Below are 14603 nucleotides of genomic sequence, written 5' to 3'. Positions count from 1 at the left end.
TCGAACAGGATCGCGACGAACGGATGCCGGCCGAACGTCGGTCAGCCGGCATCCCGACAGAGGGCGTCGATCGCCGCCGCCGTGCGCGCGAGCGCGTCGGGCTCGGCGAGGCGCCGGACGATGCCCGGATCGAGGGTGAGGCCGTCGGCGACGAGCTTAGGCCACGCCGCCGCCTCCGGCCACGCGCGGTGCACGACGGCCGCGCCGAGCCGCTCCAGCGCGTCCGCCTTGGCGCCCTGCTCGTCGTAGGCGCGCGGCTCGGGCAGGCACAGGAAGCGCTTGCCGAGGGCCGCCACCGCGGTGACGAGCCCGTCCCCCGCCCCGCCCACGACGAGGGAGGCGGGGACGAGGTGCGGGCGGACATCCGTGACCCAGCCGTGCAGGTTCAAGTTGTCCGGTGGCGATCCCGTGCCGGTGACCGGACCGAGCACGTGCCACGCGCGGTCCGGCACCGCCGCGGCGGCCGCGATCAGCGCCTCGATCCGCCCGCCCTCGCCGCCGCGGCCGAAGACCACGACGATGCGCCCATCCTCCTCGGGCGCCAGCTTCACGGGGGCTCCCCCGAGGAAGCCGCCGTAGAGTGTCTTCTCGCGGATCCAGGCCGGCACGTCGCCGCCGTCGAGCGCTTCGGGGAAGGGAGCGAGCAGGCGCGAGGCGGCCCGGAACGCCTCCAGGTGCGGCCGGTCGGTGCGGGTGCCGGACAGGCGCACGACGAGACTCGGCACCGAGAGCAGCCGGGCGAGCAGCGCCACCTCCGCCGAGACGTCGACGATGATCAGCGCCGGGTCGTGCTCGGCCGCCCAGGCGGCGATCCGGCCCATTCGCGCGCGGATGCCCGGATGGTTCAGCGGCACGTAGTGGAAGCATTCGGGGCGCTGGTCGGCGCCGTCCTGCCCGTCGAAGCTCCGGTCCAGGCGGTCGTCGGGCAGGTCGAGGACGGGGCCGGGCGCGCCCGCAATGTCGAGGCCGGAAAAGCTGCCCATCAGCGTGCAGCGCCGCCCCAGCGCGTCGAGCGCCCGCGCGAGCGCGATCGCCCGCTGAAGGTGCCCGGCGCCCTGATGGTGGACGTAGTAGCCGACCGGACGCGTCATGCGGGCTCCGAAACAGTGCGGTGCGAGGCGGTGACCGCCGCGACGGCAAGCAGATCTCAGGCCGCCCGGTCGCGCCGCAGGGCCGCGACGCGCGCATCGAGCGCCGCGACCGCCTCGTCGAGGCCGCATTCGGCGGCCGGGCCGTCCCGCGCCTCCAGGCGCGCATGGGCGCGCTCCACGAAGGCGATGTCGTTGGGGCAGGCCGCGCAATCGATGGCGGCCAGGTCATCCGCGTCGAGCCCGAGCCCGAGCAGGGCAGCCGGCGCATCGCCCTCGCGGTAGGCGCGGCGCAGGGCGGCCCGGCGCAGGATGATCCGTTCCCAGTGGGCCGCCACCGGCAGGCGGTAGGCCTCGCCCTCGCGCACGACGCGGGCGCGGCGCAGCATCTCGGTCGCCATGCCGCCCTCGGCCCGCCCGGCGGTTCGGGCGGAGACGAGCACCGACACGTCGGGGCAGTGGCGCAGGCGCCCGCCCGCCCGCTGCACGGCGCCGACCAGGGCGTTGTCCTCGCCGCGGGGCAGGGCCGGCAGGCCGCCCACCGCGCGGTAGAGCGAGGCCCGGAGCGCGAGGCTGCCCCCCGTATGGTCGCCGTGGCGCGGGGCCGGGTCGTGGGGCGGTGGATCGAGGGCATCCTCCAGCGCGCGCACGCCGGACCAGTAGCGCTCGACCCGTGCGTGGAAGGCGGCGAGCGAAGAATCGGCAGCGCCCTCGTCGTCGATCACGAGACGGCCGCCGACGATCTCGGCCCGCTCCAGGGCGCGCAGGTTCGCCGCGACCCAGCCGGGGGCGAGCCGCGCATCGGCATCGGTGGTGAGCAGCGCGCCCGCGGGCGCCCCCTCGCTCTCCAGCCAGTCGGCGCCCGCGTCGAGGGCGCGGCGCCGGGCGGTGCCGACATGGGCTTCCGCCGCGGGAAAGGTCGCCTCGATCAGGCGCAGGGAGAGGGTATCGAGCGCGCCCGCGCCTTCGAGGGCGCGCACCGCCTCGACCGTGCCGTCGGTGCAGTTGTTGACGACGACCACGACCTTCAGGGGCGCGGCCGCCGAGAACCCGTCCTGCGCGGCCAGGGCCCGCAGCAGGCGCGGCAGGCGCTCGGCCTCGTTGCGGGCCGGGATGCAGACGACGGCCGGACCGGGCAGCGCGGGCATGGCGCCGGGCGACATGGCGTCAGGCGACATGGCGTCAGGCCGCCGGGCGCTCGAGGACGGCGGCGCGGGAGCGGTTGGCCGGAGCTCCGGCCAGCACCTCGCGGTAGAGCTCCTCGTAGCCGTCGGTCATCACCTGCGCGTCGAAGAGCGTCTCGGCCCGGCGGCGGCAGGCGCGGCGGTCGAGGGTGACGGCGCGCTCGATCGCCCGGGCCAGGGCCGCCACGTCGTCGGCGGGCGCGAGCGCGCCGGAGAAGCGATCGACGATGTCGGGGATCGCGCCGCGGCCGAAGGCGGCGACCGGCGTGCCGCAGGCCAGCGCCTCGGCGACGACGAGGCCGAACGGCTCCTCCCAGCGCGGCGAGACGATGGCCGCCCGGGCGCCGCCGAGCTGGCGCGCCAGCTCGCGATGGGAGAGATGGCCGGCATAGGCGACGCCGTCCCCGAGCCGCGGGGCGATCCACTCGTCCCAGTAGCGCGGGTTCGGCTTCGGGCCGGCAAAGCGCAGACGCACACCCGCGCGGCGGGCGGCGTCGATGGCCAGATGCGTGCCCTTCTCCGGCACGATCCGCCCGCTCCAGAACACGTAGTCGGCCGGGTCGGCCTCGGGGCTGAAGGCGAAGGTCGAGAGGTCGATGCCGTTGCCGATGATGCGGGCGTCCGGCACGAGGTCGCGCCATTCCTGCGCCAGCGAGGGCGAGACGGCGGCGAAGATCATGCCGGGCTTGGCCGCGCGCACGCCGTCGGCCAGCGATTCGAAGGGCGGGGTGTGGAGCGCCGTCGTCATCGGCACGGCGAGCGTGTTGCTCGCGCGCAGCGGAAAATCGTGCAAGCTGTTGTTGTGCACGAGGTCGAAGCCGCCGCGGGCGACCGCCTCCATGATGCGCTCGTAGGCCGCGAGTTCGGCCCGCTCGATCCGTTCGCAGGCCACCGGGTCGCCCAGCGCGTCGCCGGTGGGCGGGCAGACGGGATGGGGCACCAGCGCCGGGTCGGAGCCTTCGGAGGCGAACAGCGTGACCCGGTGGCCCCGCGCCCGCAGCGCGCCGGCCAAGTGATGCGTGTGCATCTCGAGGCCGCCCAGATAGGGCTGCGCGATCGGGAACTTGAGATGAGCGATGACGGCGATCTTCAAGGGCGTTGTCCGACGTCGGCGGCGTGAAGGACCTTGGGGAAGTCCAATGGCCAGGCTTCTGACCGCACCATCGCCGGTGCTCTAGGAACGCCCGATGAACGAACCCTTCAGGAAACGAAGTGGAGGAGGAATAAAAGTGACGCAGGCGGCGACGAGTGCTGAATCATGACCGATCGGTGCGGAAGAGCGGAGCCGGTTCAGGCGGCGTCCGCGATCTGAATCCGCACGGTCAGCCCGGCGGCCGTGGCGAGGTTTACCAGCGCGTCGAGCGAGAACTTCGCCATCTTGCCCTGAAGCAGGTCGTTGAGGCGCGGACGGGTGATGCCGAGCCGGCTCGCGGCCGCCTCTTGCGGCAGCTCCCACGATCGGATGCGTGCCTTGAGGGCCGAGAGCAGCTCGGACCGCGCCTTCATGTTCGCGGCCTCGGCCGGGGTATCGGCCAACGCATCGAACACGTCGTCGAACATCTGGACTTCCATCGCATCACCCTTTCCAGGCGCGCAAACGGCTTGCCGCCAGATCGATATCCCGTTGCGGCGTGGCCCGCGTCTTCTTCTGAAAGGCATGGAGGACCAGCACCGCGTTCGGCAGCGTCGCCAGATAGATGACCCGAAAGGCCCCGGCCTCGTCTCTGATCCTGATCTCTCGAACGCCGGGACCGACCGCCTTCATCGGCTTCCAGTCGTCCGGCTCGTTGCCCTTCTGAATCTCACTGAGCTGGTAACCAGCTTCCGATCGTGCACTGTCCGGAAAGTCGCGCAGCCGGTCGAGGCTGTCGCCGAGGAAGGCTATCGGTTTCACAGGCGCCTTGTATCAAAATCGATACACAGGAGCAAGGCAATACATCGATCGCAAAATGGCTCACCCGACGGAGCGGGTGAGACGCCACGTCAGAGTGAGCCGTCAGAGATGAAGCGATTCAATACCGCGACGGCTGCCCGCCTCGTGTCGCGTCGAAGAAGCGGCGCGGAGGATATCAGTCGAGATGGTCGCCGTAGCGCTGGACGTGGTCGGCCAATCCCAGGCCGTGGTCGCGCACGAGACGTTCCGCGCGCTCCGCGTCGCGGGCCTCCAGCGCCTCGATGATCTGCACGTGCTCCGCGATCGACGTCGAGGCGCGGTCGCCCTCGCGGAGCGCCGTGCTGCGGATGCCGCGCACGTGCATGAGCAGGTTGCTGGTCAGGTCCTTGATCACCTCGCTGTGCCCCAGCGAGATGATCTTCTGGTGGAAGCGGATATTGGCTTCCGAGTACTCGTCGAGATGCTCGTAGGGCTTGCCGTCGAAGAACTCGGGGAAGGTGCGGCGCAGGCAGGCCAGATCGTCGTCCGAGGCGGCGGTGCAGGCGAGACGCGCCGCCATGCTCTCCAGCGCGGCCCAGGCCTGGATCATGCCGACGATCTCGCGCCTCGTCTTCTTGACGACGAACACGCCGCGCCGGGGCTCGTTGCGCACGAAGCCTTCCTGCTCCAGCACCGTCAGCGCCTCGCGGATCGGCGTGCGGCTCACGCCGAGCGTCTGCGACAGGCCGCGCTCATCTAAGCGGACATCCCCGGACTGGCCGTAGATGTCCATGTTGGTGATGGCGGATTTCAGCGCCTCGTAGGCGAGGGTCCGCAGGCTCGTCGCCGGAACGATCGGCTTGATCGAGAGATTTTCCATCGCGTCGGACCGACCTTGATGCCGATGAGGATGCGGGCCCGGAGATGGGGCATCGAGCCGTACGAGCATGGCGCCTCGCCTCTGGGAAGACAAGCCGGCCGCACCCATGCGCCCGGCTTATGCCTCCGGATTTTCCTCACGAGCCCGTGCGGCCAACGACCCGGGGACCCGCAAATGTTGACGTCTGGCATCTGGTATGCCAGAAAGAAACCTTGAAGTCGAGACCGTCAGCATTCGCTGGGCGCAGGGCAGCTTTCCTCGGATGGCCCGAGCGCGCGCGGTGCTCCGAAGCCGGCACGGCTTCTCGACGATGTGCTCCGGCCGACGCCATCGGCCGACGGGCGCGCGAACAATAGGCCACTCTCCTGGGGAGGAGACCTGCGATGGGCAAGGCGCTCGACGGCGTTCGGATCCTCGACTTCACCCACGTTCAGTCGGGGCCGACCTGCACGCAACTGCTCGCTTGGTTCGGCGCCGACGTGATCAAGGTCGAGCGGCCGGGCACGGGCGACGCGACGCGCCAGCAGTTGCAGGACCTTCCCGGCGTGGACAGCCTCTACTTCACGATGCTGAACCACAACAAGCGCTCGATCACGCTCGACGCCAAGAACCCCAAGGGCAACGCGATCCTCTGGCGGCTGATCGCCGAGTGCGACGTGATGGTCGAGAACTTCGCCCCCGGCGCGCTCGACCGCATGGGACTGACCTGGGAGCGGCTCCAGGCCGCCAATCCGGGTCTGATCCTGGCCTCGGTCAAGGGTTTCGGCCCCGGCCGCTACCAGGATTGCAAGGTCTACGAGAACGTCGCCCAGTGCGTCGGCGGCGCGGCCTCCACCACCGGCTGGCGCGACGGGGTGCCGATGGTCTCGGGCGCGCAGATCGGCGATTCCGGCACCGGCCTGCACCTCGCGCTCGGCATCGTCACCGCGCTCTACCAGCGCACCCAGACGGGGCAGGGGCAGCGGGTCGACTGCGCCATGCAGGACGGGGTGCTCAATCTCTGCCGGGTGAAGCTGCGCGACCAGCAGCGCCTCGGCCACGGTCCGCTGATGGAGTACAGCCAGTACGGCGAGGGCGTGCCCTTCGGCGAGGCGGTGCCGCGGGCGGGCAACGATTCCGGCGGCGGCCAGCCCGGCCGCATCCTCAAGTGCAAGGGCTGGGAGCAGGACCCCAACGCCTACATCTACTTCATCACGCAGGGCGCGGTCTGGGGCGCGATCTGCGACATCATCGGCGAGCCGGACTGGAAGACCGATCCGGCCTACGCCACGCCGAAGGCGCGGCTTCCGCATCTCAACGAGATCTTCACGCGGATCGAAGCCTGGACGATGAAGCACGACAAGTTCGAGGCGATGGAGATCCTCAACGCCTACGAGATCCCGTGCGGACCGATCCTGTCGATGAAGGAGATCGCCGAGGATCCGATGCTGCGGGCGAACGGCACGGTGGTCGAGGTCGAGCACCCGACCCGCGGCAGCTACCTGACCGTCGGCAACCCGATCAAGCTGTCGGCGAGCCCGACCGAGGTGACCCGCGCGCCGCTGCTCGGCGAGCACACCGACGAGATCCTGCGCGAGGTGCTGGGCTGCACCGATGCCGAGATCGGGGACATTCTGGGCTCGGGAGCCGTCGGCGGCGTCCACCGCATCGCCGCGGAGTAGCCGGCGGGGTCCTTCGTCCGATCGCGGGCCGGTCGAGACCTGATCGCCTGCGCCCCGCCATGCCGAAGACCCAAACGATCCGGAGGAGACGGCGATGACCGACCATGCTCCGGACAATTCCTTGGCCGATCTGGTGGAGGCGCGTTCGGGTATATCTCCGAGGCCGAGCCGCAGGCCTTCCTCGCCACGATGCCGCCCGCGGAGGCGTGCCTCGGCTCCTCCGCACAGGACCGCATGACCCTCGCCCGGTCGGCCTCCGCGGGCCTCGCTCCGCTTGGTCCCTCGGGCGTCGGTCAGGCCGCGCGGGCGTAGCGGTCGGCGGTCTGTTTGGTCTCGGTGCCGCGGTCCGCCTGACCGTCATGACCACTGCCCGAAACGGTCAGACGGTCGGCGAGCTTGACGACGAGCAGAGCCTGCAGGGCGACGAAGAAGAGGAGCGCGGCGAGCCAAGTAGCGAGCATGATGGTCTCCGACGGTGCGGGCTATGGTGCGGTGCGAAAGGGGTAGCTCTGCCTTTTTGGAATAAGAAGTACAAAATACCAGATACGGGCATGCGTGACGTGCACGCGGCCGATTCCTGTATGCTAGTCTGCCCGGAATGACCGCGCAACTTCCGCTGTGGGGGGCGACCTGACGGCTACCAGCAGATGTCGCACTGCGAGAAGACGGGCGTTCAGGAGGCCGGTTGATCGGTCTCCCGACCCCAGGCGCCGAGCGTCGATGTCTCGGTCGGGCAAAGCCCTTCGTCGAGCGACGGCACGTCGTCGGTCCGTTGCGGCAGACCCGCCGCCGCCAGCGCCCGCGCCGTCGCGGCATCGGTGAGCGCGGCGGCGAGCCCGTCCGGGTCCAGGCCGAGCAGGCGACCCCGCTCGAAGCGCGCGAAGACCCGGCCCGTCGCCCGATCCGCGAAGCGCACGACCGACAGGCGCCGCAGCACCTCCCGCAGGAAACCCGCCTCCGCCTCCGGCGCGTCGGGGACGCCGCGATAGACGTCCGCCGCCCTGCGGGCGCGGATGTCGATGCGCCGGTAGCGCTCGATCGCCAGCAGCGCCTTCGCGTCGAGGATGGTCATCGTGTCGTTGGTGCCGAAGGCGATGGTGAGCGGGCGCGCGCCCTGGGGCACGCTGTTGTCGAGGAATTCGTAGAAGACCGGCCGATCCCGGCGCAGGGCCCAGTTGAAGAAGAGCCGCGGCATGCCGGTGAAGGCCTCGACATTGTGCGCGAGCAGATCCTCGACCGCCTTGTAGCGGCCGAACTCTTCGCCCCGCTTCCAGGCCCGCTCCACGGTTTCCTCGGGCGGCGTGACCATGAACTGCAGGTAGACGCGATGGCCGAACCGGGTCAGGAGCTGGCCGGCGCCGTCGCTGCCGGCCTCCGTCGAGAAGCTGTCGAAGCGGAAGCGGTCGATCAACAGGTGCGAGAGGCGGCCATTCGCGGCCTTGCGGGTGATGTAGCGGTCGAGCTTGGCGTCGACGATCTCGACCTCGTGGCCGGTCAGCGGGCCGGCGTAGCGGCGGGCCGGACCGAGGCTGTCGTAGTCGAGCAGGAACTTGCGCCAGACATCGGGGGTGATGACGGCGAAGTCCTGCCACGCGGCGCCGATCCGCCCGGCGAGGCCGCGCTGGTACGGCCGGATCGTGCTCTTGCCCGAGGCCGAGGCGCCCTTGACGGTCATCACCACCGGCTCTGCCTGCGGCGCCGGGCGATGGTAGCCCTGGGCCTCGGCGACCGCCTCGATCCACGGCGCGATCAGCGCGCCGATCCGGTCGCTGCCGCAGCGGTTGGTGACGAGGATCCCGGCGAGCCGCCGCAGCAGCGCGCGGTCGCGGATCAGCATGCCCTGGCGGGCGATGACGTGGCCGAACACGGTGCGCAGGGCCTCGCGGGCGGCGCTCTCCAGGGTGTCCGCCTCGTCGGCGGCGGCGCAGCGCGCGTCGAGCCGGGCGAGGAGGCCGGCTTGGCTGTCGCCGGCACCAGGGGCGATACGGGGGGAGGGCGGCTCGCGCGCGCCGAGGCGGGCGAGCCAGCGCGTCCAGCCGGAGGCCAGCTCGGGGGCGGGCGCGGGCGTCTCGTCGAGGAGGGCCGACAGTTCGCGGTCGAGGACCGCGTCGGCCTCGGCGCGGACGGCCTCGAGTTCCGCCGCGACCGCGTCGAGGCGGTGCGCCACGCCCTCGTCCAGGAGGGTCGAGACGATCCGCCGGAAGTTCAGCCCGAGATCGGCGTAGACCTCGCCCACGGGAACCGAGATGTCCGCCATCACCCGGATCAGCACCTCGTGGACGACGAGGCGCTCGGCGCGGAAGGGGGCGAGTTGGGTCGCGTTCAGACCGCTCAGGTCGGACAGTTCGAGGATGTCGGGGAAGCTTAAGGAGACGTTCTCGGGCCGGAACACCGTCGCGAGCGGGCGCATCGCCCGCGGCAGGCCGGGTTCGAGGCCCGGATCCCAGGCATGGAAGGGCGGCGCGCCCGCCGCATCCGCGGGCGCTTCGCTGGAGGGGTCGTCGGCGGGGGGCGGCGCGGCTTTGTCCATCGCGCGGGCCCTCCCTGCTTCGATCGCGCGGTCCGGTCAGGCCGCGGAGGCGTTCTCGATCGCCTCGAACCGGATCTGGTAGGCGTCGCCCCAGACGGCCGCCGCCCGCTCATGCCACGCCGCGTCGAAGAACAGCTTGGCGCAGAACGAGCTGCGCCAGATGCAGACGGCGATGACGCGCTCGTCGAGAACCCGGATGTGGCGGCTCTCGAGGCCGCCGGCGATGCCGAGGCGCGGCAGCATGTCGACGCTCGACGCACCGAATTCGTTCTCGCCGGGGAAGACGACCGGGCATTCGACGACGGTCAGGTGTTTCATTGGGGTTTCCATGGCGGGCGCCTTTTCTCGGAGATGTCGTCCGGCCGGTTCCGGTTCAATTTTTGCACAACGCCCGGTGCAGTCTGTCCGCTCCGTCGGATGCGGTCCATGGCCTCGACACGTCGTGCGCGGGTGATGATCGCGCGCAGGAGGGGCCGTGCGCCTTCACGTATGCGATGATGGCGACGGGTTCGTCGCCGCCCGCGCCTGGCCGTCCTGACCGATACCTTGGCCGATATCCTGGCCGGCACAATCCCAGATGCTCAGGATCGCGCTGATGCGGCAGGATTCCATCAGGGCGATGTGATCGACCCTCCGCTCGCAGAAGGTTTTCAGGCGCTCCTGCGCCGAGGCCCCGATATCGACGGCCGGAAAGTCGTGATCGGTGATGAGCCAGACGCTGCGGTTGTAGACCTCGGGACCCTCGGTCGCCACGGCGCGGAAGATGTCGCGTTGCGTGAGGAGGCCCGTCACGGTCTCGTCGGATTCGCCCTCGACGACGACGAGCGCGCCGGCTCCCGGTTGGGCCAGGAGCTGCGCCGCCTCGGCCACCGACCGGTCCCTGTGGATGGTGCGGACGCCCGCGGCGTCCGGCGCACGGCGCATCGTTCCGAACACGGCGCTTCTCCAACGGCGTGCCTCTCGATGGGGCCGCCTTGGACCGCAGGCTGGTATACAACATACCTATTGTCAATCCTGCGTTTTGAATTATGGTGCCGCCGTGCCCGGACCCGTCGGCAGGATCGAGCCACCGGGCCTTCACGCCGGAAATTCGAGCGGCCCGATCCGCGTCAGGATCCGCTTTCCACCCGGCTCCGATCAACCGCCCGGCCCTCGATCGCGCACGCACATCGTCCAGGATTCGGCAAAGCCAGTCGGCGGAGGTGTCAACCGGAACATTGCAAGGTTTCAGTTAAATCATTGCGGCGCTGACCTTTTGTCGGCGTTCTCGACCTATGCCAACCGATAATACGTTCGTTTCATAAAAATATAGTCGGACTAAAACTGACCAAAAAGCTCGGAAAATCGAGCGTACACTGGAGATACGTCCATGACCCATCCCTCAACCACCGATGTAAGACCACCAACGAACCGCTGGCTGCAGTTGCTGTTCGGCATCATCTGCATGTGCATGATCGCCAACATGCAGTACGGGTGGACGTTCTTCGTCAACCCGATCCAGGAGCGGCACGGCTGGGACCGCGCCGCGATCCAAGTCGCCTTCACACTCTTCGTCGTCACCGAGACCTGGCTGGTTCCGATCGAGGGCTGGTTCGTCGACAAGTACGGCCCGCGGGTCGTGACGCTCGCCGGCGGCCTGATGTGCGGCCTGGCCTGGGTGATCAACGCCTATGCCGACTCGCTGACCCTGCTCTATGTCGGCGCCGTGATCGGCGGAACCGGCGCGGGCGCGGTCTACGGCACCTGCGTCGGCAACTCGCTCAAGTGGTTCCCTGACCGGCGCGGCCTCGCCGCCGGCCTCACCGCGATGGGCTTCGGCGCGGGCTCGGCGCTCACCGTGGTGCCGATCCAGGCGGTGATCCACCATTACGGCTACGAGTCGGCCTTCCTCTGGTTCGGCCTCGGCCAGGGCCTGGTCGTGATGCTGATGGCCCTGTTCCTGGTGGCGCCGAAGAAGGGTCAGGTGCCCGAGATCGCCCGCGTCAGCCAGAGCAAGCGCGACTTCAGCCCGGGCGAGATGGTGCGCACCCCGATCTTCTGGGTGATGTACGCGATGTTCGTGATGATGGCCGCCGGCGGCCTGATGGCGACCGCCCAGCTCGGCCCCATCGCCAAGGACTTCCACATCGCCGACGTGCCGGTCAGCCTGTTCGGCATCACCCTGCCGGCACTGACCTTCGCCGCCACCATCGACCGGGTGCTCAACGGCGTCACGCGTCCGCTCTTCGGCTGGATCTCCGACCATATCGGCCGCGAGAACACGATGTTCCTCTCCTTCGGCATCGAGGGCGTGGGCATCTACATGCTGAGCCAGTTCGGCCAGGACCCGATCATGTTCGTGATCCTGACCGGTCTCGTGTTCTTCGCCTGGGGCGAGATCTACTCGCTGTTCCCGGCGACCTGCGGCGACACCTTCGGTTCCAAGTATGCCGCCACCAATGCGGGCCTGCTCTACACCGCCAAGGGAACGGCGGCGCTGATCGTGCCCTATACCAGCATCCTCACCACGATGACGGGAAGCTGGCACGCGGTGTTCCTGGCGGCGGCCGCGCTCAACATCCTCGCGGCTCTGATGGCGATCTTCGTCCTCAAGCCGATGCGGCAGGCCTACACGCGCGAGCAGACCGCCCTGGAAGCCAAGCCGAAGACCGCCGCAGCGGTGCACTGAGCGCCGCCTCCGGACGGCTCGTCCGCTCCGGCTCACCCACGACCCTCGACGCGCACCGGGCCAGACCGCCCGGTGCGCGCCGACGCGTTCTCACAGCGGACCTCCTGCAACCGATCGAACGGGGCGCGCCGAACTGGCGCCCCCCGTGGGTGTGCCGGGGTGCCGCAGCCTTCCCGCTCGATCTTCGTCCCCCTGGTATATTGTATGCCTGGCATCATCATGCTTGATGCCGCGCCAGGGGAGCACCGGAAACGTTTTGAGGAGACACCGGATGGTCTACCAACCGGCAGAGCAGCACGCGCATCCAGCGGCGCCTTCGGACGCGCCGTCCGCCAAGTGGTGGCAACTGGCCTTCGGCGTGCTCTGCATGGCGATGATCGCCAACCTCCAGTACGGCTGGACCCTGTTCGTCGATCCGATCGACGCGCAGCACCAATGGGGACGCACGGCGATCCAGTTCGCCTTCACGATCTTCGTCGCCACCGAGACCTGGCTCGTGCCGGTCGAGACGTGGTTCGTCGACCGCTACGGCCCGAGCCTCGTCGTCGGCTTCGGCGGCCTCATGATCGCCCTGTCCTGGACGCTCAACGCCTACGCCGAATCGCTCTTCCTGCTCTACACCGCGGCGGTGATCGGCGGCATCGGCGCGGGTTCGGTCTACGGCACCTGCGTCGGCAACGCCCTGAAGTGGTTTCCCGACCGGCGCGGCCTCGCGGCGGGTGCGACCGCGGCCGGCTTCGGCGCCGGGGCGGCGATCACCGTGATCCCGATCGCCAACATGATCGCGGCGAGCGGCTACCAGAAGGCCTTCCTCGTGTTCGGCCTCGGCCAGGGCGCCGTCGTGCTCCTCCTGTCCTTCCTGCTGCGCAAGCCGTCGGTCGCGGTGGCGATCAAGCGCAAGAACCTGCGCCTGCCCCAGACCAAGATCGACCGCAGCCCGAAGGAAGCGGTGCGCACGCCCGTCTTCTGGACGATGTACGCGATGTTCGTGATGGTCGCCTCCGGCGGCCTGATGGCGGCGGCGCAGATCGCCCCGATCGCCCACGACTTCAAGGTCGCGGGCGTGACGATGAACCTGTTCGGCCTGCAGATGGCCGCGCTCACCCTGGCGATCTCGCTCGACCGCATCTTCGACGGGTTCGGCCGGCCGTTCTTCGGCTGGGTGTCCGACAACATCGGCCGCGAGAACACGATGTTCATCGCCTTCACCATCGCCGCGACCGCCTGCATCCTGCTGCTCGGCTACGGGCGCAACCCGATCGTCTTCGTGCTGTGCACGGCGATGTATTTCGGGGTGTTCGGCGAGATCTACTCGCTGTTCCCGGCGACCTGCGGCGACACCTTCGGCTCGAAGTACGCGGCCAGCAACGCCGGCCTGCTCTACACCGCCAAGGGCACGGCGGCCTTCCTCGTCCCCCTCGCCAGCGTGCTGTCGGCGCATTACGGCTGGTCGGCGGTGTTCGGCCTCATCATCGGTCTGAACATCGTGGCCGCCGCGATCGCGGTCTTCGTGCTGAAGCCGATGCGGCGGCGCTACCTCGCGGCGGAGGCGGAGATCGCCGAGGCGGCCGAGGCGCAGACGGTCAAGCTCGCCTGAGGCGATCCACCGGGCCGCGGGCCGGGGTCGGACCCCGGCCGCTCCGGCCCCCGATCGACGCGACGCGCGCCCGGCGGATGACGCCCGGCGCGCGTCTTTGCATTCAGGGCGCGCGCGTCAGCGCAAGGCCCGAGCCGAGGTCGGATCGCGCTCCGGAGCCATGCCGGGCCCGATCGGATATAGATGGGGGCGAATCGGCCGCATTCCCCGCTTCGGAAGAGCTCGCGTCCCGCGCGCCCGTCCTGTCCACGGCCCGATTTCCAGGCGCCGAAGGCGTACGTGTCCGAAGGCGTCTGTTTCGTTTGACCGGCCATTTGGTATTTGGTATGCCAGCCCGGTCGCAACGAGACCCGCCGTCCATCGAACGGTCCGCGCGCCGAGCTTGGCGCTGCAAGAGACGCGAAACGAGCCCGGCCCGACGCCATCGGGTTCCGCGCCGGCCAAGAACCATCCGCATCACGAGGGAGAACGCCGCATGACCGTCCAGGCCCAGAACATCGACGCGATCACCGCGGGCGCCATGCCCCACGAGGAAGCGGAGCTGACCGACGGCTTCCACCTCGTCATCGATGCGCTCAAGCTCAACGGCATCGAGACGATCTACAACGTCCCCGGCATCCCGATCACCGATCTCGGCCGCCTCGCCCAGGCCGAGGGCCTGCGCGTCATCTCCTTCCGCCACGAGCAGAACGCGGGCAACGCCGCCGCGATCGCCGGCTTCCTCACCAAGAAGCCGGGCATCTGCCTCACGGTCTCCGCGCCGGGCTTCCTCAACGGCCTGACCGCGCTGGCGAACGCCACCACCAACTGCTTCCCGATGATCCTGATCTCCGGCTCCTCCGAGCGCGAGATCGTCGACCTGCAGCAGGGCGACTACGAGGAGATGGACCAGCTCGCCATCGCCAAGCCGCTGTGCAAGGCCGCCTTCCGCGTGCTGCACGCCGCCGATATCGGCATCGGCGTGGCCCGCGCGATCCGCGCCGCGGTCTCCGGCCGTCCCGGCGGCGTCTATCTCGATCTGCCCGCCAAGCTGTTCTCGCAGGTCATCGACGCGAGCGTCGGCGCGAAGTCGCTGGTCAAGGTGATCGACCCGGCCCCGGCCCCAGTCTGTTATACACATAT

General features: G+C 69.7%; 14 protein-coding genes. 4 read left to right on the top strand and 10 right to left on the bottom strand.

What is annotated here, in order from left to right; all coding sequences use genetic code 11:
- Nucleotides 1–41: 41 nt before the first annotated feature.
- The 6 genes from ABS772_RS20570 to ABS772_RS20545 form a co-directional block, all read right to left on the bottom strand.
- Complete coding sequence (locus ABS772_RS20570; RefSeq protein ID WP_350396598.1) at nucleotides 42–1091, bottom strand: glycosyltransferase; 1050 nt, start codon at nucleotides 1089–1091, stop codon at nucleotides 42–44.
- 56 nt (nucleotides 1092–1147) lie between these two features.
- The gene (locus ABS772_RS20565) at nucleotides 1148–2236 is read right to left on the bottom strand and encodes a glycosyltransferase (RefSeq protein ID WP_350396668.1); all 1089 of its coding nucleotides are present in this window, start codon (nucleotides 2234–2236) and stop codon (nucleotides 1148–1150) included.
- Between the two features lie 34 nt (nucleotides 2237–2270).
- Nucleotides 2271–3365 carry a glycosyltransferase family 4 protein gene (locus ABS772_RS20560; protein ID WP_350396597.1) on the bottom strand — a complete coding sequence of 365 codons (1095 nt, stop codon included), beginning with the start codon at nucleotides 3363–3365 and terminating at the stop codon, nucleotides 2271–2273.
- A 197-nt stretch (nucleotides 3366–3562) separates the two neighbouring features.
- Complete coding sequence (locus tag ABS772_RS20555) at nucleotides 3563–3844, bottom strand: helix-turn-helix domain-containing protein (RefSeq protein ID WP_350396596.1); 282 nt, start codon at nucleotides 3842–3844, stop codon at nucleotides 3563–3565.
- A 4-nt stretch (nucleotides 3845–3848) separates the two neighbouring features.
- On the bottom strand, nucleotides 3849–4166 hold the full coding sequence (locus ABS772_RS20550) for a type II toxin-antitoxin system RelE/ParE family toxin (protein WP_350396595.1): 318 nt from the start codon (nucleotides 4164–4166) through the stop codon (nucleotides 3849–3851).
- A gap of 175 nt (nucleotides 4167–4341) precedes the next feature.
- A complete protein-coding gene (locus ABS772_RS20545) occupies nucleotides 4342–5025 on the bottom strand; it encodes a GntR family transcriptional regulator (protein WP_238253739.1) in 684 nt (227 codons plus the stop codon).
- A gap of 383 nt (nucleotides 5026–5408) precedes the next feature.
- Here ABS772_RS20545 and frc point away from each other — a divergent pair, with 383 nt between their 5' ends.
- Nucleotides 5409–6686, top strand: a complete 1278-nt coding sequence (gene frc / locus ABS772_RS20540; protein ID WP_350396594.1) for a formyl-CoA transferase — start codon at nucleotides 5409–5411, stop codon at nucleotides 6684–6686.
- 293 nt (nucleotides 6687–6979) lie between these two features.
- Here the strand turns inward: frc and ABS772_RS20535 are convergent, their stop codons facing one another.
- From ABS772_RS20535 to ABS772_RS20520, 4 genes are all read right to left on the bottom strand, one after another.
- On the bottom strand, nucleotides 6980–7147 hold the full coding sequence (locus ABS772_RS20535; protein WP_350396593.1) for a hypothetical protein: 168 nt from the start codon (nucleotides 7145–7147) through the stop codon (nucleotides 6980–6982).
- A 212-nt stretch (nucleotides 7148–7359) separates the two neighbouring features.
- A complete protein-coding gene (locus tag ABS772_RS20530; protein ID WP_350396592.1) occupies nucleotides 7360–9216 on the bottom strand; it encodes a hypothetical protein in 1857 nt (618 codons plus the stop codon).
- A gap of 36 nt (nucleotides 9217–9252) precedes the next feature.
- Entirely contained in the window at nucleotides 9253–9534 is a 282-nt protein-coding gene (locus ABS772_RS20525) for a hypothetical protein (protein ID WP_238253721.1), read from the bottom strand.
- Nucleotides 9535–9699: 165 nt separating this feature from the next.
- Complete coding sequence (locus tag ABS772_RS20520) at nucleotides 9700–10152, bottom strand: CBS domain-containing protein (RefSeq protein ID WP_238253712.1); 453 nt, start codon at nucleotides 10150–10152, stop codon at nucleotides 9700–9702.
- Between the two features lie 433 nt (nucleotides 10153–10585).
- Between ABS772_RS20520 and oxlT (ABS772_RS20515) the strand changes: the two genes are divergently transcribed.
- The 3 genes from oxlT (ABS772_RS20515) to ABS772_RS20505 all read left to right on the top strand — a co-directional run.
- The gene (gene oxlT / locus ABS772_RS20515) at nucleotides 10586–11884 is read left to right on the top strand and encodes an oxalate/formate MFS antiporter (protein ID WP_350396591.1); all 1299 of its coding nucleotides are present in this window, start codon (nucleotides 10586–10588) and stop codon (nucleotides 11882–11884) included.
- A 271-nt stretch (nucleotides 11885–12155) separates the two neighbouring features.
- Nucleotides 12156–13481: an oxalate/formate MFS antiporter gene (gene oxlT / locus ABS772_RS20510; protein WP_238254718.1), complete on the top strand. Its 1326-nt coding sequence runs from the start codon at nucleotides 12156–12158 to the stop codon at nucleotides 13479–13481.
- 475 nt (nucleotides 13482–13956) lie between these two features.
- On the top strand, nucleotides 13957–14603 hold a 647-nt coding region (locus ABS772_RS20505; protein WP_350396590.1), incomplete at its 3' end, for a thiamine pyrophosphate-binding protein.

Origin of the sequence: Methylorubrum podarium (assembly GCF_040270385.1) — a bacterium.
Classification (GTDB): domain Bacteria; phylum Pseudomonadota; class Alphaproteobacteria; order Rhizobiales; family Beijerinckiaceae; genus Methylobacterium; species Methylobacterium podarium.
This window is presented reverse-complemented; position numbering and strand designations above follow the sequence as displayed.